The sequence below is a fragment of the Treponema parvum genome, assembly GCF_017893965.1.
GTDB lineage: Bacteria > Spirochaetota > Spirochaetia > Treponematales > Treponemataceae > Treponema_D > Treponema_D parvum.
The window spans coordinates 2,116,132-2,134,486 of sequence record NZ_CP054142.1; the positions used below are offsets into that span (position 1 = coordinate 2,116,132).

16 protein-coding genes are annotated in these 18,355 nt (G+C 43.6%); 5 read left to right on the top strand and 11 right to left on the bottom strand.

Annotated features, from left to right (window positions below; translation table 11 throughout):
* Positions 1-225: 225 nt before the first annotated feature.
* The 4 genes from HRQ91_RS09325 to HRQ91_RS09340 all read right to left on the bottom strand — a co-directional run bounded on the left by HRQ91_RS09325 (position 226) and on the right by HRQ91_RS09340 (position 5,739).
* Positions 226-1,002, bottom strand: coding sequence for a TdeIII family type II restriction endonuclease (locus HRQ91_RS09325; RefSeq protein WP_210119292.1), 777 nt, complete (start codon positions 1,000-1,002; stop codon positions 226-228).
* A 4-nt stretch (positions 1,003-1,006) separates the two neighbouring features.
* Positions 1,007-2,617: a DNA methyltransferase gene (locus tag HRQ91_RS09330; protein ID WP_210119293.1), complete on the bottom strand. Its 1,611-nt coding sequence runs from the start codon at positions 2,615-2,617 to the stop codon at positions 1,007-1,009.
* Between the two features lie 120 nt (positions 2,618-2,737).
* Positions 2,738-4,465 (bottom strand): ABC transporter ATP-binding protein, encoded by a 1,728-nt coding sequence (locus HRQ91_RS09335; protein ID WP_210120780.1) that lies wholly within the window; start codon positions 4,463-4,465, stop codon positions 2,738-2,740.
* A gap of 296 nt (positions 4,466-4,761) precedes the next feature.
* Positions 4,762-5,739, bottom strand: a complete 978-nt coding sequence (locus tag HRQ91_RS09340; protein WP_210119294.1) for a helix-turn-helix domain-containing protein — start codon at positions 5,737-5,739, stop codon at positions 4,762-4,764.
* A gap of 272 nt (positions 5,740-6,011) precedes the next feature.
* Between HRQ91_RS09340 and HRQ91_RS09345 the strand changes: the two genes are divergently transcribed.
* From HRQ91_RS09345 to HRQ91_RS09365, 5 genes are all read left to right on the top strand, one after another.
* The gene (locus tag HRQ91_RS09345) at positions 6,012-6,227 is read left to right on the top strand and encodes a DUF2281 domain-containing protein (RefSeq protein WP_210119295.1); all 216 of its coding nucleotides are present in this window, start codon (positions 6,012-6,014) and stop codon (positions 6,225-6,227) included.
* Entirely contained in the window at positions 6,224-6,661 is a 438-nt protein-coding gene (locus HRQ91_RS09350) for a PIN domain-containing protein (protein ID WP_210119296.1), read from the top strand. Before HRQ91_RS09345 ends, HRQ91_RS09350 begins: the two co-directional genes overlap by 4 nt.
* 608 nt (positions 6,662-7,269) lie before the next feature.
* Positions 7,270-9,105, top strand: a complete 1,836-nt coding sequence (locus HRQ91_RS09355; RefSeq protein ID WP_210119297.1) for an ABC transporter ATP-binding protein — start codon at positions 7,270-7,272, stop codon at positions 9,103-9,105.
* Positions 9,106-9,129: 24 nt separating this feature from the next.
* Positions 9,130-10,872, top strand: coding sequence for an ABC transporter ATP-binding protein (locus HRQ91_RS09360; protein WP_210119298.1), 1,743 nt, complete (start codon positions 9,130-9,132; stop codon positions 10,870-10,872).
* 567 nt (positions 10,873-11,439) lie between these two features.
* Complete coding sequence (locus HRQ91_RS09365; RefSeq protein ID WP_210119299.1) at positions 11,440-12,396, top strand: helix-turn-helix domain-containing protein; 957 nt, start codon at positions 11,440-11,442, stop codon at positions 12,394-12,396.
* A gap of 69 nt (positions 12,397-12,465) precedes the next feature.
* Here the strand turns inward: HRQ91_RS09365 and HRQ91_RS09370 are convergent, their stop codons facing one another.
* The 7 genes from HRQ91_RS09370 to miaB form a co-directional block, all read right to left on the bottom strand.
* Complete coding sequence (locus tag HRQ91_RS09370; protein ID WP_210119300.1) at positions 12,466-13,527, bottom strand: family 20 glycosylhydrolase; 1,062 nt, start codon at positions 13,525-13,527, stop codon at positions 12,466-12,468.
* 196 nt (positions 13,528-13,723) lie between these two features.
* Positions 13,724-14,197 (bottom strand): cyclophilin-like fold protein, encoded by a 474-nt coding sequence (locus HRQ91_RS09375; RefSeq protein WP_246473207.1) that lies wholly within the window; start codon positions 14,195-14,197, stop codon positions 13,724-13,726.
* Between the two features lie 338 nt (positions 14,198-14,535).
* Positions 14,536-15,444, bottom strand: a complete 909-nt coding sequence (locus HRQ91_RS09380; RefSeq protein WP_210119301.1) for a radical SAM mobile pair protein B — start codon at positions 15,442-15,444, stop codon at positions 14,536-14,538.
* On the bottom strand, positions 15,432-16,121 hold the full coding sequence (locus tag HRQ91_RS09385; protein WP_210119302.1) for a radical SAM mobile pair protein A: 690 nt from the start codon (positions 16,119-16,121) through the stop codon (positions 15,432-15,434). The genes HRQ91_RS09380 and HRQ91_RS09385 overlap by 13 nt, the downstream gene beginning before the upstream one ends.
* Complete coding sequence (locus HRQ91_RS09390) at positions 16,118-16,555, bottom strand: radical SAM mobile pair system MarR family transcriptional regulator (protein WP_210117973.1); 438 nt, start codon at positions 16,553-16,555, stop codon at positions 16,118-16,120. Before HRQ91_RS09390 ends, HRQ91_RS09385 begins: the two co-directional genes overlap by 4 nt.
* Positions 16,556-16,852: 297 nt before the next feature.
* Complete coding sequence (locus tag HRQ91_RS11860) at positions 16,853-16,903, bottom strand: GMP synthase (glutamine-hydrolyzing) (protein WP_077855962.1); 51 nt, start codon at positions 16,901-16,903, stop codon at positions 16,853-16,855.
* On the bottom strand, positions 16,888-18,309 hold the full coding sequence (gene miaB / locus HRQ91_RS09400) for a tRNA (N6-isopentenyl adenosine(37)-C2)-methylthiotransferase MiaB (RefSeq protein ID WP_210119303.1): 1,422 nt from the start codon (positions 18,307-18,309) through the stop codon (positions 16,888-16,890). Before miaB ends, HRQ91_RS11860 begins: the two co-directional genes overlap by 16 nt.
* Positions 18,310-18,355: the final 46 nt, after the last annotated feature.

Genomic DNA, 18,355 nt, shown 5'->3' on the forward strand with positions numbered 1-18,355 from the left:
CTTTTCCAATATCATTTTTTTCTTTTCTGCGCAAGCAGCTATCATCCCTTTTGCAGACGCAATCTCGGATTCGTAGATCGCTATCTCTTTGATGACCTTCCGCTGCTCTTCAATCGGATCCGCTTGCACCGAAAGGCTTTTAATTCTGTCAATCGAGGCTCTGTAACTACGGCTAAATCAGACTTTTTATTTTCTTATCTATCATACACAAATTCCGATTTTTTTCTATCTATGCTGTGCAAAATACGCATCGATTTCGGGGCGCAATTCAATTCCGACTTTCTCAAAAATATTCAACAATGCTTCGTATGATCCGGTGCCGCCTAAAAAGTCCCAAAATTCTGCCGCAACTTTTAGCTCATATTCCAAATCAATCATCCCTCGCATTGTCCAGCGACCGTATTCTTTCGGTTCATACGGATTATACGGAATTGCAAGAAGTGTATGGATATGAGCTGTCGGATGTTCAGCAAGTGTTACCGCGACCCATTTCAAAAGCGTGCGTTTAAACTCTATAAACCCACCTTTATTTGGTTTGGCTGTTTTTATATCGATAAGGAAAATTTCATCATTCTTTGAAACAAGTTTTATATCAACTTTTGTCGGTTTTACTTCTTTCATTTCTCCTTTTTGGCATACCGCCCGTATCCGTTCAATTTCTTGAAGTTTGTTCGGTAGTTGCCGTCCTGTTTCAAGATCGTCCATAATAGTCTGAATGATATTTTGCGCTTCACTTGAAATAGTTTTTCCGGCTGTTTGTTGCTTTTCAGCGCTTTTAAATGCTGTTTTTGCAAGAGCAGCCGCTACCGGTTCAAAAATAGTTGTACCGAAATTTGTATTTAGGGAATGAATAAACGAAAACAATGCCATTCTGTCTTTTCCTAATAAGCGGGTATGAAAAGGCATAACGGCAGGTTCGGGATTATAATGCGTAAATTTATTCCGTAAGCTTTGTTTTAAAATCTCTTCAATTTCAGTCATTTGTGTATTTGTAAGACTCATCTTTTCATCTCCATTCCTTCATATGAAAAATTGTTTCGGAATAAGCGCCCTTATCCTTTTCTGTTCTATTTAAAACCGGACGATGATATTGATTAACAATACGCATTCCGGCTTTCTCTGCAATAAGCGGATACATATTGAATTTATCATTTGCAACCAAAAATACATTATAGTCTGCCGCTAAATAGGGCTTTGCATTATTTAGAACAGCGCTAATGCCTTCCACATAACTTTCGCGGGCATCTTTTCCCTTTCCTTTAAATAAGGGGCCTATTTCCAAATCATCATGACGGGTAAAGCCGAATATGTCATATGCATACGCATGTTGTTCATGGTAGTCTATTAATCCGACATACGGCGGAGAAGAAAAAATACCTGCAATTTTATGATTCCGGATTAATTCATATAACTCAGGTTTATTTTGTTTTATTTTTTCATCGAGATTGATTGTGCGGGAATCTCCGGTTACGCAATATTGAAAAGTTTGCGTCCTGAGCATTTTAAATTCGGCTAAGCGTTTGATGGTATCATTTGCATAAGTATTCCACCATCTCAATATCGAAAAAAGCGGCTTGCAAATCTTTCCATGCTTTGTACAATAGTACGGAGTAGTTACTGGCTCATAGATTGTCGCAAGATCTGAATGGGTTGTCGCCCGGCAACTGCGCATTGTTCTACTTAAAATTATTTTTGCGATATTCCGTTCAGTTTCATTCGGTATTTTTTTAATAAGCTGAAAGACCAAATCAATTTCGTTCCGAATATTCTGCACGTACCATTTATCTAAGAATGTATCCGTTTCTTTTTGCTTTAGTTGAATATTAAATGTATGGACAAGTTTTTCATAAAGAGGAAAAAATTCTTTTTCTTTTTCAGCTCCATAGGTCTTTTCATCGATATTCTTTTGCCGTACATCGATTTTAAACTGCGGCGACGGAAAATACTTATTGTTAAAAGTTAAAAGCTCAGCGCTTAGCGCATCTTCAAATTCCGGTATGGAGGAAGCAGCGGTAAAATCGCGAAGTCTATTTGTTATAAACGAAAGTTCATTTTCAAGCATTTGTAAATCGCAATTTTGTATTTTTGCATTTGCAATGACTGTATTAAACTCCGAAATATCCACGCCGATTGCATGAATACCCAGTTCATTTGCCTGTACAAGTGTTGTTCCGCTACCGCAAAAAGGGTCAAGCACAACATCGCCCTTATGAAAAAAGACATTTTGTTTAAAGCTGTCGGTATGCTTATCTAAAAAATATTCGACAAGCTGCGGAATAAATTTCCCTTTATAAGGATGCAGCCTATGAACATGTTTTGTCGTTTCAGCTTCTTTATATTGTTCGAAAGACAAAGTCCAATTCAATTTTTCACCGAGCCTCTCTTCCCAATCCGTCTGCCGTTTACCGGAACGCGACTGATAATAGTGAAGCAATTCCGTTTTTGAAACTGCAGGGGCACCGTTATGAAAAAATTTATTTATTCGTCCGTATTGAATAAGATACGTAATATTTGAGTTGGTTACATGCTTTCCCAGTAATACCGTAGCCCAATGACCTGCTTCGGGGATAGAGATAAAATCGTCCTGCTGTACTGTAGCGAAAAGCTCATTTTGCATAGGATCTCCCAATTTTACCGTTAAAGCAACGGTAAAATTGAGAATTATCTTACCATATTCTGCTGTTTTTTTCTATCTTTCGCTAGACCCTTAACACTATAAAATACCTTTTACCGCACTTTACTCCCCCATTCCCCTCGCCAGCTTCCAGTTCCGGCTCTGTACCTGCGTACTCCACAGCTTTGCATACAGCGGTGATTGCTTCAACAGTTCGCCGTGTGTTCCCGTTGCAGCGACCGTTCCATTATTCATCACGATAATTTGATCGCAGCCGATAACCGTTGATAACCGGTGTGCAATTACAATGAGCGTTTTGTCTTTGCACAATTCTTCGAGCGACTTTTGAATTTTGTGCTGATTTTCCATATCCGCATAAGCGGTTGCTTCGTCAAGAATCAGTATCGGTGCGTTCCGCAATAGAGCACGTGCAATAATAATTCGCTGCCGCTGTCCTCCCGACAATTTTGCTCCATCGTCTCCTGTACTCGTGTTGTAGCCATTCTCAAACGCAATGATAAACTCGTGGCAACGAGCTTTCTTCGCCGCTTCAATCACTTCCTCATCGGATGCATCGGGCTTACCAAGCCGTATATTTTCGATAATCGGCATATTGAATAAAAAGGTGTCTTGCGTTACATAGTTGACCCGCTGCATCAGCTGATCCAGAGATAAATCTCGATACGCAACACCGCCTATTGTTATACTTCCTTCCTGTACATCCCAAAAGCGTGCAATAAGATTCGCGACGGTCGTTTTACCGGAACCTGAATGCCCGACAATCGCGGTCTTTGTTTTTTCAGGGAACACAAGTGAAATATCATGCAGCACCTGGACATCGTCATACGCAAAAGAAACATGATGCAGTGCAATTTCGTTATTCGGTATTTCACCGGCGACCTTATCGGGTTCTTGTAATTCAGGAGCAGAGAGAACTTCGTTGATGAGGCGTTCGCCGTTTTTAATGTAATAAAAGTTATCCATAAATTCCGTGAACTTCAAAAGCGAAGTGCCGATCCCGACGGACACTAACACGGAAAACAAATACAAGTGTGCACTTAAACTGCCGGCGCAATATAAAAAGCCGCCGACACTCAGTACGCTTGCCAAAAGCGAGGAGAGCAAAACAATCGAAGGGGACGCTGCAACATACATTCGATTATAAAGCCGGAGTGTTGCCGTTTTGTATTTGTCGATGGAAGTTTCATATTGAGAAAGCGCTGCATCCTCTCTCCCGAAAATTTTGATTTCTTTATTTCCGCGGATATATTCGATAACTCTACCGTTCATATTTTCGAGCATGGTATAATAGGTGTCAGCAAATTCGTTCATAATGCCGATATACATCGGAAGATAAAACAACAACGTCAACGCCGCAGGAACCAAAACCGAAAGTCCCATCCGCCAGTCAAAACTGAAAAGCAGCGCGATAATACTGACAGGCAGCACTATGTTTGAAGTCGTTTCGGGGATTGCGTGCGCAAGCGGATATTCGAGGTGTTCGAGGCTGTCAATCAAGAGACTGTGAAAGTAGCCGCTCCCTTTTGCTTGCATGTAGCCGAGCGGCATACGCATCATTTTTTCCGTAATAGAAAGCCGCACTTTTTTCAAAATAGAAAACGCCGTCTTATGCGAAAGAGCGGTTGAAAGACAGTGCATCAGTATCTCGAGCGCAAGCGACAGCAAAATCAACAGTGCATACCACAACACCGTCCGCCCATCGCAGCTCTGCACAATACGCAGCAGCAACCGATACACCATATAATACGGCAACAGCCCGAAAAACACGGAAGCAATCGCCAAGGCCACGGAAACACTATAAACCGGAATATGCTCTTTCAAATGCAACAGTTGAACAAAGTTTGAACTTTGGAAACTGTTGCATTGGTACGCGAAAAGCGCACATACAATTTTGCGATGTTTCGGCTCCGTCCGAAACTCGACAGTGTTTTTCAGCCGTGCCATTTTAGCGACTGAAAATAAACGTTCTTTTACAAAATCTTTAAATCGCATGGTTTGTTTATACGTCTTTTTGAATGGGCTGTACGCAAAACCGGTAAAAGTTTGTCCGATAGCGATATATTTTGGCTGAAAGCAAAATGACGGCAAGTTATAATACAAAGGAATGCTCTTTATAAAGCCGTCCGTTAACTGTTATTCGCTGTATTTCTTTCTTTCATCTCTCTTCGTAACTCGCCGGGACTAACTCCGTAGCATTTTTTAAACGCGGTTTGAAAATACCCGTCGCCGTAATAGCCCACCTCGCGAGCAATCTGTGTAATCGACACATCGCTGTTTTTTAAAAGCTCAACCGCTCTATGCATCCGCACATTTTGCACATACCCATTGACCGTAATACGGTACGTTTCCTTAAATCCCGTTACCAGTTTTTCCCTGTTCAACGCAAATTGTTTCGACAACGCCTGAATAGTCGGCGGATTCACCGCGTGCTTTTCAAGATACACCCTCAATGCATGCAAACGCACTTTATCATCCGCTGATAAATGTACTGTCCGTTTTTCCGTATGCGAATAGATATAGTCAAAAAGATACACAAACGCTTCCAACGCCTTCGCTTGTATATACAGCACGAGTAAATCTCCCGTCAGCTCACAGTTTTTCAGCTGATCGCAGATCGCGGATATCTGCGGAATATGCAGCGGAGCAGGATTAAGAAGTGCCGCCGCACGTTTCCAAAAATCATCAGGCAGTGCGATAGGCAGCGTTTCAAAAAACTGAGGACGATACGAAAACCCTGCATTGACAATCCGTACGTGCGGGTTGATCCGCTTAAACCCATGAAAAACCGGCTCATTCACATAGACATTTAATCCGTAGTCCACCGCATCCGGCACGGGATTACGCCCCGCATCATACACTTCCACCGAACCCTCGTAATACCGGCCGATCTCGATTCCCCGCTCGTCAACCGACTCTTCTATAATACACGGCTTCTCCAGCGTACAGTCGGACACAATCCCCATCGCAGTCCGAGTGTCCCCCATAACGGTAAAACCTCCCGTCCCCAGCTCAGGCGACGCCGTGTACCGAATACATCCCGCTTCCACTTTCTTTTCAAACCCCAGCCGCTCCCAATCCTTCCAATAATCTTCGATCGTTCTCATAGTGTTCTCTACATTATAACTACTTTGATTGTAGCGTATTTCTTATAGATGTATAAGGAGGGGGAAGTCTCTCCAGATAAAAGCTTGTGCCACGGAGGGCACAAATTTATGATAGCTGATATAAAAACAGTAAAAGTATCTACGAGAATGTTAAAGTTTGAAAATAAAGTATAGATAGATCATGTGTGATAATGTATAATTGGAGGTAGAAAATATAGTGACAGAATATGAGTGTAAAAAATGTCTCAAAATTATACGAAGCGGAGGTGTATATGTCATACGAAATGGTTATCGAACAAATCAAAACCCTTCCCGAACAGCTTTTAACATCGGTCGCTGCATTTATAAAATTTCTTGAAGCAGAACAATGTGGAAAGAATGAAATAAAAATACCTCCGAAAACTAAGCAAAATTTTTTTGAATTGGCAGGAAAAATCCATCTTGACTGTAATTCTGTGACAGAACTTCGTGAGTCAAGTTTGTTATGATTCTTGTCGATACAAATATTATCATAGATTTTTGGAATAACCCCACGGAAGAAGCAAAGAAAATCTTTGAAGAATACGAAATTGCGACTTGTGGAGTTATAAAAACAGAACTTTTACGCGGAAGTAATTTGGATAAGCAATTTTTACAGATTGCGGAAGCTCTTAACGACTTTTCATATCTTTCATTTTCTGACAATGATTGGCTTGGACTTTCAAAGCAGTTTATTACATTGAAACAAAATGGGCTTGCAGTTCCTTTTCAAGATGCAATGATTGCATATATTGCAATAAAGTATGCTTGCAAAGTGTGGACTAATGATAAGCATTTTAAACTTATGCAGGAATTTTTGCCTCAATTGGATTTATTTGACTGGAAAGAAAACAAAAAATTAGAAGGTTTAACTTCGACCGCTGAGACATCGCGGTCTCGTTAAACGACGAGTTTCGGATAAAGCCGAAACGTCGCTGATTATAGCTGTGCGCAAAGAGCGCTCTAATTCAACAGTCTCCAAAATTGATATTTTGCTCGACTGTTGAATTTTAAGGAACGATAAAACCTAATACCCGCTTTTGCAAAGATGAAAAAATAGAAGTCACTTTTTATTTCCCCCCCCATGCACAGATAACACCCACCCCTCCGTGACGGGAGTTGAACAAAAAATCTCATTCAAAAATTGACAAGGAAGTCGGTGGGGTGAGTCAGAATCGATGTTTTGATTGCTGCCAAAACTCGCGTAAACCGGAACGCCATCTTCTTTATCCTTCTTGCATCTTCTCTATTTACAGCAACCTATTCTTTATTTGCAGCATAAAGGCACTAAAAACAGCTATTTTCCTCAACATTCTTTCTTTTTTACAGTTTTCCAGCTTGAATCAGAAAAGCGTTTCGTTTATACTGCCCATATAAGTTTGCCGTGGGTTACTGACGAAAAGGATTGAATCAACACCCCTGACGCAGAGCATCGGGGGATTAAACCCTGTTTAAAAGCTTCTGTTTCGGAACAGGTTGCTTTGAAATGTAAGTGAGGTCGAGGAGCGGATTATGACTGAAAACCATAAACAAAAAGGTGTGTTGGAGCGGGTGTTTGCCGTTTCATCGAAAGGGAAGGGGCTGCTGGCAGCGAGCTGTATTGCTTCCGTGCTCGGTATGACGCTGAGCTTGGTGCCTTATCTCTCCGTGTATTTTATCTGCAAATATTTTCTGCTGGGTGCGGCGGGGGAGCACGGCGGTATTGTGCTGTGGACGGCGGTTGCCGGAGGCGCCATTATCGGAAATATGGTGTTCACGTTTTTAGGCAGCGCCGGGTGTCATGCGGTTGCCTTTGATGCGCTGTATCGTTACCGCCTGTACGTAATGGAACATCTCGGCCGTATTTCGATGGGCTATTTTTCTACGCACACGAGCGGCGGTATTCAAAAACTGATGGATGAAAATATCGAAAAAATGGAAGGCTTTATCGCGCATATACTGCCTGATCTTATCGGCTCGCTGGTTATGGTTACTATCCTGTTCTTGAGTATCGCGTATCTGAACCTCGTATTAGCTGCGGCTGTCGCCTCTGCAATTATCGCGGGTTTCTTTTTTCAGATGCTGGTGTTCGGCGGCAGCAGAGTGCAAACGATTATGACGGAGGTGATGCAGTCTTCCGCAAAGATGACGGGCGCCTTTTCGGAATATGTGCGGGGTATGGCTGAGGTTAAACTGTTCGGACGTGCGGGGGCGGTAACGAATGCGTTGAAACAGCATATCGCCGCGTATATGGGGTGGGAGATAAAAAGTTATAAAAACAGCGCTTTCGCGATGAGCATGTATAAGAGCATTGTGCTGTCGCTTTTGAGTGTGGCCCTGCCTGTCGGCGTATGGCTGCTTGCCCGTGATCCGAGCAAGGAGTTAATTCTTTCTATTTTGATGACGCTGATTCTTGTACCGGCATTGTTTGAACCGCTGACCGGCTGTATCGAATATGCAACGCAGCTGCGGATGCTGCAAGCAGGTCTTGTGCAAATTGATGAGATTGTGCAGGAACCTACATATATCGATTCCGATACAGGAGCAACAGATATAGATACCGATTCCGATGCCGGAGCCGCTGCTTTTGTACCGCGCAGCTGGGAGGTGTGTTTTGACAATGTTTCTTTTTCGTATCAAAAAAGCACCGACCCGCTACGGAAGCAAGCGCTGTCCGGGATATCGTTTACTGCACCGCAGGGACAAATGACAGCGCTGGTCGGAGAATCAGGCGGAGGAAAATCAACAATCGGACAGCTGCTCTTGCGCTTTTGGGAAACGGAAGAAGGGGCAATTAGTATCGGCGGTGTGTCTATCCGCGATATTCCCTTTTCCCGCCTGATGGAGTATACGGCGGCGGTTTTTCAAGACACGTACATCTTTGCGGGCACGGTTATGGAAAACATCAGAATGCATTCACACGCGAGCGATGAGGCGGTTATGGAAGCTGCACGGCAGGCGTGCTGTCACGATTTTATTATGAAGCTGCCGCACGGGTACGGCACGATGGTCGGGTCGGGACACAGCAAACTGTCGGGAGGGGAAGCACAGCGGATTTCCATTGCACGGGCGATTTTGAAAAATGCACCGATTGTTATTCTTGATGAAGCGCTTGCCTATACGGATGCGGAAAATGAAAATCAAATTCAGACAGCGATTAAAAATCTGGTACGGGATAAAACATTCATCGTCATTGCTCATCGGCTGCAAAGCATTGCCGAAGCCGGTCAAATCTTGGTGATGCAGGATGGAAAGATTATTGAACGCGGTACGCACCACATACTTATGAGCGGAGACACGGAGTATAAAGCCCTGTGGAACTTACAGCACACCGCGGACGAATGGTCGATTGACCGGCGGCATGAATAAGAAGATGAAAGGTAGGACAACAGTATGAAAAATATCATCGATGCATTTACGATGGGACACCCAAAGCAGATGATTGGACCGGCGCTGTGCCATTTTTTTGAAGGACTGACGATTTCGTTCCCTGCCATCGCCGTATACTTTGCAATCAATTTGTTGGCTGAAGGTTTTGCGAATCCGGCTGCACTGAATATGCACACACTCCGCATCATCTGTATTGTAATGGGCGGCTTGTTTGCCGTGCAGCTATTCGTCAGCTGGGGTTCGTTTCTCGGTACGTTCTTACCGGCTGCAACACATTCGGCTGAAAACAAAACCGATTTTGTCTACAAACTGAAAACACTGCCGCTCGGTTATTTTTCCAAAAAGGCGGCAGGAGAGCTGATCAATACTTTTACGTCGGACTTTCTTGCGCTTGAACAGTCGATGGTCGCCCTGTTTACCGGCTTGGCAGGGGTAGTGTTCAGCTGCATCATCACTTCCCTCTTTATGTTTTATTTTAATCCGCAGATGGCCTTCGCGTTTTATATGACGATGCCGGTTGCAGCGCTCATCATCGTGCTTTCATTAAAGACATTCGGAAAACTGGATTCTGCAGCAAAGTCGGCAAAAGACGCGGCAGCCGATTCGCTAAATGAATATCTTTTCGGGATGAAGGTGCTGCGCTCATATAATCAAACGGGACAGGGATTTACCCGCCTGAGCAATGCATATCGTGATGTGCGGGATACTGCTTTAAAAGGAGAAATCACCGGCGGTACGCTTTTATCGCTTGCCGTAACCTGCATCCGGCTCGGCCTGCCGCTTATGTGCTTTACCGGCGCCTATCTTATTCAAGGCGGACGATTTGCATTGGTTGATTATCTCAGTTTGATTATTGTCGGTACGAAGATTGTCAGCCCCTTGCTCGTTTGGATGCGCTATATCGCACTCCTGCGGGTACACTATGTGTCAGCGTCCCGCATCGGTGCAGTGATGAAGCAGGAGCCCTTACCGGGAACGATGGAACACTTTGCGGTTGACGATATCGTATTTAAGAATATCGGCTTTTCGTATGTGAAGGGAAGCGGCAGCGCCGTACTGAAAGATGTGTCGTTCACTATCCCGAAAGGAAAGCTCACGGCGATTGTGGGGCCGAGCGGAAGCGGAAAATCAACGATTATCCGGCTGCTGGCGCGATTTTGGGAAACGGACACCGGAACGATTCTATGCGGTGATACGCCGATAAAAACAATCGACAATGAAAAATGGCTTGCGGCAGTTTCTATGGTGCTGCAGGATGTGTATTTGTTTCACGAAACGATTCGGGGAAATATTTTATTCGGTAGAAAGGATGCCTCCGAAGAGCAGATGATTCGTGCGGCGAAAAAGGCGAATTGCCACGATTTTATTATGAAGCTGCCGCAAGGGTATGACACGGTTGCAGGTGAAGGAGGCTCCACGCTTTCCGGCGGAGAAAAACAGCGGATCGCTATTGCGCGGGCGTTACTGAAAGATGCGCCTCTTTTGCTGCTCGATGAACCGACTGCCAGTTTGGATGCACGGAATGAGGTTGCGGTACAAAAAGCGATTGGTCAGCTGGTACGGAATAAAACCGTCATAATGATTGCCCACCGCCTTAAAACAGTCGAACACGCCGATCAGATTCTGGTCGTGAACGAGGGGCGCATTGAAGAAACCGGTACACACCGCGAACTGCTTGAACGCAACGGTCTATACGCCCGCCTGTGGAATCTGCAAAACCGCTCGAAGGAATGGTCGCTGGGATAAACTTGTATTTTCATTACAGAATATTTATAGATGTATAAGGAGGGGGAAGTCTCCCCGAATAAAAGCTTGTGCCATGGATGGCACAAAAGAAATTATGTGTGATGTTTTGTGTTTCACAAAACCCGCGCCCATTATTTTACATGGACGTAAAATGATGGGCATCGCTACAAAAAACGGCATACTTTTGCAGCATTCGCGGTTGCGTTTTCGGTTCTCTCAACCGCAACAATTGTTTTATTTCCGCCTGCCGTTTGTTTTTCCGCTATCCTCTCGGTCACGAGGAAAGGACTCCTTTTTTCGATCCTCTACTCCAATAAAATGAATGCCCATACATAGCATTATTCGACTATGTATCGTATAATTAGGCTATAGGTGCCTATTATGAGCCGTAAAGTTTTTTGTGAAAAAGATGGAATTTTAATTACCGATAACGATGTGTGTTTTGAAGATTCTCAAGCAGGATTTATCAGTCGATAACGGCATTCCGTAATCTTGATGCACTGGAGAACGCCTGAGCCCATGCGCAAAAGTGCAATTTTATAATTGATTATATTAGGAACACCGAAAATGACCAAAAGCTATCAAAGTTTTATAGAACATACCGGCAGCACGCTTACAAAAAAGGGGGCGGTGCTGAACGAGTGTTTTGACACCTATCAATTTTCATCAGACTACGGCAATGGGTACACTGCCGTATACGAACTCGATTCTTATGCAAGCATTTGCATTGCGGAACATTCATACGTCAGAGATTTTGAATATGCTGTGACGACGGAAGACTCCATCATCATACAGCAGTACGATTCGATCGATTCCGATCGGCGTTATCCGCAGGGAAATGTTTCGGCAGGGATGCAGTATATCGATTATGCGCCGGGAAACAGAACATACCGGTATGTAATCAAAAAGGACGTTCCCGCAAAAGTGATCGGCGTTCAGCTTATGCCGGATTATTACGAAATGTATCTGAAAAAAGAGTCCGGTATAAAAGGCATCGATTTGAAAAAAGACTTACAAGCATTTCCGCACGGTGTTGTAATTCCGGAAATTGCAGCAATATTTAGCAGGATACGCACTTTTAACGGGAACGGACTCAGTACGCGACTTTTTTTCAAGGGCAAGATCGATGAACTTACTGCAATCATTATTCAAAAAGCGGAAGAGTTCCGCCTGCCGGATGACAGGAAAATTGCAGCTGCCGACAGACACGCCGTTGCAAGGGTTATAGCATATATGAACGATCATTTATCTAAAAACTTTTTATTGTCCGAGCTGGCGTCTGAGGCATATATGAGCGTTTCAAAATTCAAATATGTGTTTAAAGCGGTTACGGGGCAAACATATTCCGATTACATAATGCGAAAAAAGATGGAGTGTGCGTGTGACCTGTTGAAGCATAACAATCTCTATGTTTCGGAAATTGCCTACCGGCTCGGCTATGAAAATGCGGGAAGTTTTTCCGTGCAGTTCAAAAACTACACAGGCATTCTGCCGTCGGATTTTCGCGTAAACAGAGCGACATAAATAAAACCCGAAAAATATTTGTCAGAAAGATGAGTGACACTACGATGACGGATAGTTTTCTTTTTAAAATCAGTACTCTTTTAATTTTTCGACCGTTTTGATCATCGGTTTATATCGCGCAAGATTCTTATTTGTAAAATTGTCCCATGCCGCGTACATGTGCCCGAGCATAGCAGGGTTATCCTTGTACAAAAACGAATAGTCGATGAGAGCGCTTACCGCTTTAATGCCCTTGAAACTTGTCGGCAGGACGCGAAAGCCCTTGTTTAAAAAATAAGGAATGGAGCCGTAGTGTTCCAGCTCGTCATAGTGCCAGTCGCAAATGATGATGTCCTTGGGAATGAGGTCGACGGCGGCTGCGGTGCCGTTACACGAACTTTCGTATTCGCCCTTATAACCGCTATCTTCATCCTCGCTATTGATGAGGCGGTCGCCCCACATATACATTGTAAGTCCCCGTTTTTTGACACAGTGATCGTAGAGCCTGTTCACAGCGCCGGCAAACAGTTCGGCCTTGTCTTTTCCGCGGCAAAGGGGGCATGCATCTTCGCCTATCAAAAACACCTCGTCCAAGCCGACGTGTATTTTTTTTACCGAAAAGACTTCGGTAATCTCGTCGATTAAACCGAATAAAATCGTGTAGACTTTTTCATTGGAAGAACACAGGCTGCGGCAATAAATACCCTTATTTCCGGGGTAGAGGTCCGGCGTTTCGTCCAGTTCGGGATAGGCTTTGAGCAGGGAGAAGGTTTTGTTTTTCCATGATTGATGGCCGAGACAGTTTATTTCGGGGATAAGGTCGATGGAAAGCTTCTGGCATTCGGCGGCAATTTCGCGTGCGACGGTTTCGGAAAGCACATATTTGTTATAGAGTTTCGGATCGCTTTTCCATTGGTAGTTGTAGCCTATTTGGAGAAAAAGCGTGTTGATTCCCCGTTTTTGTAAGCCGGGCAGTTCTTTTATGAGATTTTTACCCGTTTTGTCGGAATTGACGCTTGCGTGAAATGCAATGACGAATTCTTGTTCCGGCACACCCTTTGTTTGAGCATAAACAGCCGGCTGTAAAAATAAAAGAAGCAAGAACAAGGATACTAGTACTATTGCTTTTTTTTTGAGAGTTTTTGCTGTCATAGTGAACCTCCTTATTTAGAGTACCACCTTCATCACTCCCACTCAATAATTACCATAGCATATTTGTTTCTTTTATGTATTGTCAGTATCTATTAAGTTTCTAAAACCAAACATTTTATACCTATTTTTTGTGGTTTTAGAGGTTTTTAGTATCAAAACAGTATCAATAATGATACTAAAAATATTACTATCATAATCATTCCATTTTTATCTTTAATACCACATCACTATTGCTTAATAATCGCTTTATTTCTTCCTTGCTTAAATTTTTAATCTTCCCAATTCGAGTATATTCCCATGTGTTTGCTCCATAAAATACAACTATTTTGTTTCCGGAGTACAGCATTATATCTCCGGCTTCTGCTGTAATTCTTTTATCAGATGAGGAGTAAGTTTTACCCAATTCTCCTACCTGCTCAAAATCGCTATATTTAGATAACCGGATGGTTACCTCTCCTTGTTTTAATTCTTCCTTTAGTTCCTTTACAGTATTATTGTTTTCCCATTCAACATCAAGTACAGTGCCATCTATTTGCATGTCTTTTATCATATTTTCATAGGCATCTTTTCCAAAGTAATAGCTATATGCCTTATCCCCATGAACGATAAGTACAGCACTACGGATTTCATTACTATACTGTAGAATTGGTTGGTTTAGAAAAGATATCATCCCTATAGTATTCCATCCCTCATTGGAATTAAGCGACCTGCTATGATAACCACGCTCTGTCTTATAATAAGCATAATAATCTTTTACAAACTGAGGTGCATCTTCAGGAAGTGGATCGACTACTCCACCTGCCCTTTCATATGCTCCTGTTTGATAGTCTTTTATTCTTTGCTCATTAAATGCACATAGCTGAAAGATTTTACAATCTTAAAGTCATGTGCTTTTTATGCTGTTTGATGCTTTAGACAAACTGGAGTTGTTCTAAGTCTTCTCGGTTGCACCTTCTTGCCCTTCGGACAAGGAGTCTCCCTCGTTCAAAGAGCTCGGTCAATTTCTGTTTAACGTTTCCTTTTTCCGGTATTTTCTGTCCCTCGGATTTCCTCATGATAGAAATAATCCACGATCACCGGATGTCCCTGCGGGACTCTGCCATAAGGCATTTCATTATCCACAAAGGGACAATCATACTTCTTAGCCATTTCCTCAGCTTTTACTTCAAGCGCTTCAAAGTAGCTGCGGTTATGCTTGTTATAGATCTCATCGTAAAGCGGTACAAGGTCAGGATATTTTCCAGCGATATAATCCATAATCGTCTTCTTGAAACCGCCCCGAAGATTGAGATTCTCGAGCCAGAACAGATCGCACTGATCCTTTACCCGCTCAAAGATCGCTTCAAAGTCCGTGATACCGGGGAATACCGGGGATACGAAACAGACTGTACGGATCCCTGCGTCATATACCTGCTTCATAGAAGCGATACGACGCTCAATGCTCGAAGCAGAGTCCATATCGTTCTTAAAATTTTCATCCAGTGTGTTGATCGACCATGAAACGGTTACTCGTCCAAGCTTCTTCAGCAGATCGATATCCCGTACCACAAGATCAGACTTTGTGCAGATTAGAATATCTGCGTCACTGCCGATCAGCTGCTCCAGAAGTTTTCTGGTATTCCCGAATTGCCCCTCCTGTGGATTGTAGCCATCCGTCACAGAACCGATGACCACCCGCTGTCCGGCATATTTCTTCGGATTTTTAATTTCCGGCCAATGCTTCACATCAAGGAAAGTGCCCCATTCCTCCTTGTGTCCGGTAAAGCGCTTCATAAAAGAAGCATAGCAATACTTGCAGGCATGTGTACAGCCTACATAGGGATTGACCGAGTAACCGCCTACAGGTAGACTGGACTTGGTCATGATGTTCTTTGTTTCCACCTCACCAATGAGGATTCCATCGATTACTTCTGCCATGATCTCTGTACCTCCAACACTTTATTGAATTCTTCCGGCATTTCCTGAATCATATTTTCATCCCCTATGATAGAGACAAGGTCTTCCTTCATAAACACCGGAATGCCGAGCGCGTGTGCCTGGTCCGTCAGAGACCATGCCCACTCCGGCTCCGTATGAACCTTCCTGCTCTGAGCTCCAGTCATGGTGCCGACAACGATCCAGTTGATTCCGGAAAGACCAACTGTACCGGGATCGTCGAATAACGGCTCAAAGGTAACATGGTAGTGTTTTGCTCTGACGTTTTTCCGAAGGGCGTCAATACGCCACAGTTCTGCTTTCCTCGTTACCGTAACGCCAAACCATGCGTTTTCCAGATCGGTATCAAAATCCAGCAGATCGGGGCGCTTGGTAAGAAACAGGAACTGATGCTGTGGATTTTCACGGATCTTTGCAAATACCTCGTCTCTCCATTCCAGCTTCCATCCGGAGAGATCGCTCATGCCGGTAAGAAGAAAGTTCTGCGGACGTTTCTTTTCCATCATCTTGAGCTTACCCGAGAAGAACTCAGGAACAGCGAAATCATCAATCATATGCCAGCGTTTCACATTGTTGCGGGCATAGCAATATGCACACCCCACTGTGCAGCCGATGACGATATTCATGTTCTGAATCTGATTTTTGATACAAATACTCATGACTCCTGCCAATCCTCAAGATTCTTTCTGATACGGTCGAGGCATTCCTCAAACCGGGTAATTTCTTCCTCTGAAAAACCTTTGTAGTAAATACTGCCCATCTCATCAGATACAGAATTGTACTCGTCCTTTACGGCATGTGCTTTCTCAGTCAGAAACAGGAGTATTTTCCTTTTGTCCGTTTCAGACTGAACGCGGCTTATCAGCCCTTGATTTTCCATTCTTTCCAGCATCGTCGTAAGAGAAGTTATCGCTAATCCACATTTGATCGAGAGTGACCCAATCGGGATTCCATCCTCCTGCCACAGCACATAAAGAATACGCCCCTGGGCTCCATTGAACGCATCAATATTCTTTTCACTGAGAATCTTCTCAAAGATCCGGTCTCCAAGCTGTTTTATTTTGGTAACAAGAAATCCTCCATTCATTTCCATACAAAAGCTCCTATATAGTAGTTTATCAAATCATACTATATAGGAGCTTTGTTGCCAACAGTTTGTATGTCTAAATAGAGGTAAATTCAAATTTATCAACCACTATTTCCACAAAAGCCTCCCACCAAAATGATGGAAGGCTTTCTAAACAATTTATCTAAATTCAACAACTTCCTTTTAAACCTACTTTTTCTCATTTTTAGTATCAAAACAGTATCACTAAGGAGCTTTTTGCTTCCGTAAACCGTTGTAATATTGTATTTTCAACGATTTTACGGAAGAAACATTTTTGTTACTCTACTCCCACTCAATCGTAGCAGGCGGTTTTGAGGTTATGTCGTAGACGATTCGATTGTGCTGCATTTTGCGCAGCCGCCGCCTGACAAAAGCGTCCCTCGGAACGTATTGCCCGAAAGTCCGTCTATATGCACTTGAGCGAATTTTCCTATGAGCGATTGACGCGCGGCAAAAGCTATGCGTTCGTCTTGTTCGGTTTTCCCTAAAAGTTCATTCTTATCGTCGCGCGAAACGCTTTCAACAAGAACCTTTACGGTTTTACCGACGCGCAGTTCCATTTCTTTTCTGGTGATTTCAAGCTGCAAATCGATCACTTTTTGAAGGCGTTCTTTTTTTACCTTTAGAGGAATCTGATCGGGAAACATCGCCGCAGGCGTTCCTTCCCGCGGATTAAAATAATACATAAAAGCCGCTTCATAACGGACTTCTCGCATCAAAGAAAGCGTCGCTTCAAAATCTTCTTCGGCTTCGCCGGGAAAGCCTATCATTATATCCGTAGTCAAAGACACATCGGGAAGTTTTTTACGCATGAGGCTTACCAATTCCAGATATTCTTCGCGGGTATGACCGCGGTTCATCTTCTGTAAAATTCTGCTTGATCCGTGCTGAACCGCAAGGTGTATGTGACGGCACAAGACAGGATTCGCCGCGATAACGTCGAGTATTTCAGGAGAAAGATTTTTAGGATGACTTGACACAAATCTTACCCACTCGATTGAAGAGGAAGTTTGCTTAAGGTGATCCGCTATGCGCTGTAAGAGAGACGCAAAATCGCATCCTTCGTGGCGGTATGCGTTTACGGTCTGACCTAAAAGCGTTATTTCCTTTACCTTGTAGGAAGAAAGCACATCTATTTCTTTGATTATTTCTTCTACAGGGCGGGAAACTTCTCGGCCGCGAACATATGGAACTATGCAAAAAGTGCAAAAATGATCGCAGCCGTGCATTATCGGAACAAAGGCGGTAAAGGCGCCCGGCTCGTAAGAAAGAGGAGCGAACTTGTACTTAGCCGAATTGTCAAGGTCGGTGGGAAGATCTCTTTCTTCAATTTCGCTTATTATGCGACCGAACTGCGACTTGGCGAAGGTTCCTACAACATAGTCTATTACCGGATAGTCTTGCTTTAAAGAATGAAGCAAACGCTCGGCCATGCAGCCCATAACTATGACAGTTATCGGCTTAGGGCATCCCTTAACCAAGCGCGCGGCGTCTTCAAGGCTTTTGGATTTTGCGCCGGGTTCGCAGCTGCGTAAAGATTTCAGGCCTTGAAACCAGCCCAATCTGCCGAAAATACGGTTTTCGGCCGTAGCTCTTACGGAACAGGTGTTTATTATTGCGCAGTCGGCTGTCTGCGCCGAATCCGCCTTTGTCCATCCTCGGGCAAGAAAAAGCTGTTCCACAGCGGAGGATTCGGCAAAATTCATCTGGCAGCCGTATGTTTCAAAATAATAAGTCATTAAATATCCTAATAAAATTTTAATCCTGCGGCGTTTGCCGAAGGGT

Coding starts and splice junctions, on each gene's coding strand:
- HRQ91_RS09325 (WP_210119292.1), bottom strand. CDS start 1,002: ATGAGTCTTACAAATACACAAATGACTGAAATTGAAGAGATTTTAAAA.
- HRQ91_RS09330 (WP_210119293.1), bottom strand. CDS start 2,617: ATGCAAAATGAGCTTTTCGCTACAGTACAGCAGGACGATTTTATCTCT.
- HRQ91_RS09340 (WP_210119294.1), bottom strand. CDS start 5,739: ATGAGAACGATCGAAGATTATTGGAAGGATTGGGAGCGGCTGGGGTTT.
- HRQ91_RS09345 (WP_210119295.1), top strand. CDS start 6,012: ATGTCATACGAAATGGTTATCGAACAAATCAAAACCCTTCCCGAACAG.
- HRQ91_RS09350 (WP_210119296.1), top strand. CDS start 6,224: ATGATTCTTGTCGATACAAATATTATCATAGATTTTTGGAATAACCCC.
- HRQ91_RS09355 (WP_210119297.1), top strand. CDS start 7,270: ATGACTGAAAACCATAAACAAAAAGGTGTGTTGGAGCGGGTGTTTGCC.
- HRQ91_RS09360 (WP_210119298.1), top strand. CDS start 9,130: ATGAAAAATATCATCGATGCATTTACGATGGGACACCCAAAGCAGATG.
- HRQ91_RS09365 (WP_210119299.1), top strand. CDS start 11,440: ATGACCAAAAGCTATCAAAGTTTTATAGAACATACCGGCAGCACGCTT.
- HRQ91_RS09370 (WP_210119300.1), bottom strand. CDS start 13,527: ATGACAGCAAAAACTCTCAAAAAAAAAGCAATAGTACTAGTATCCTTG.
- HRQ91_RS09375 (WP_246473207.1), bottom strand. CDS start 14,197: ATGATATCTTTTCTAAACCAACCAATTCTACAGTATAGTAATGAAATC.
- HRQ91_RS09380 (WP_210119301.1), bottom strand. CDS start 15,444: ATGGCAGAAGTAATCGATGGAATCCTCATTGGTGAGGTGGAAACAAAG.
- HRQ91_RS09385 (WP_210119302.1), bottom strand. CDS start 16,121: ATGAGTATTTGTATCAAAAATCAGATTCAGAACATGAATATCGTCATC.
- HRQ91_RS09390 (WP_210117973.1), bottom strand. CDS start 16,555: ATGGAAATGAATGGAGGATTTCTTGTTACCAAAATAAAACAGCTTGGA.
- miaB (WP_210119303.1), bottom strand. CDS start 18,309: ATGACTTATTATTTTGAAACATACGGCTGCCAGATGAATTTTGCCGAA.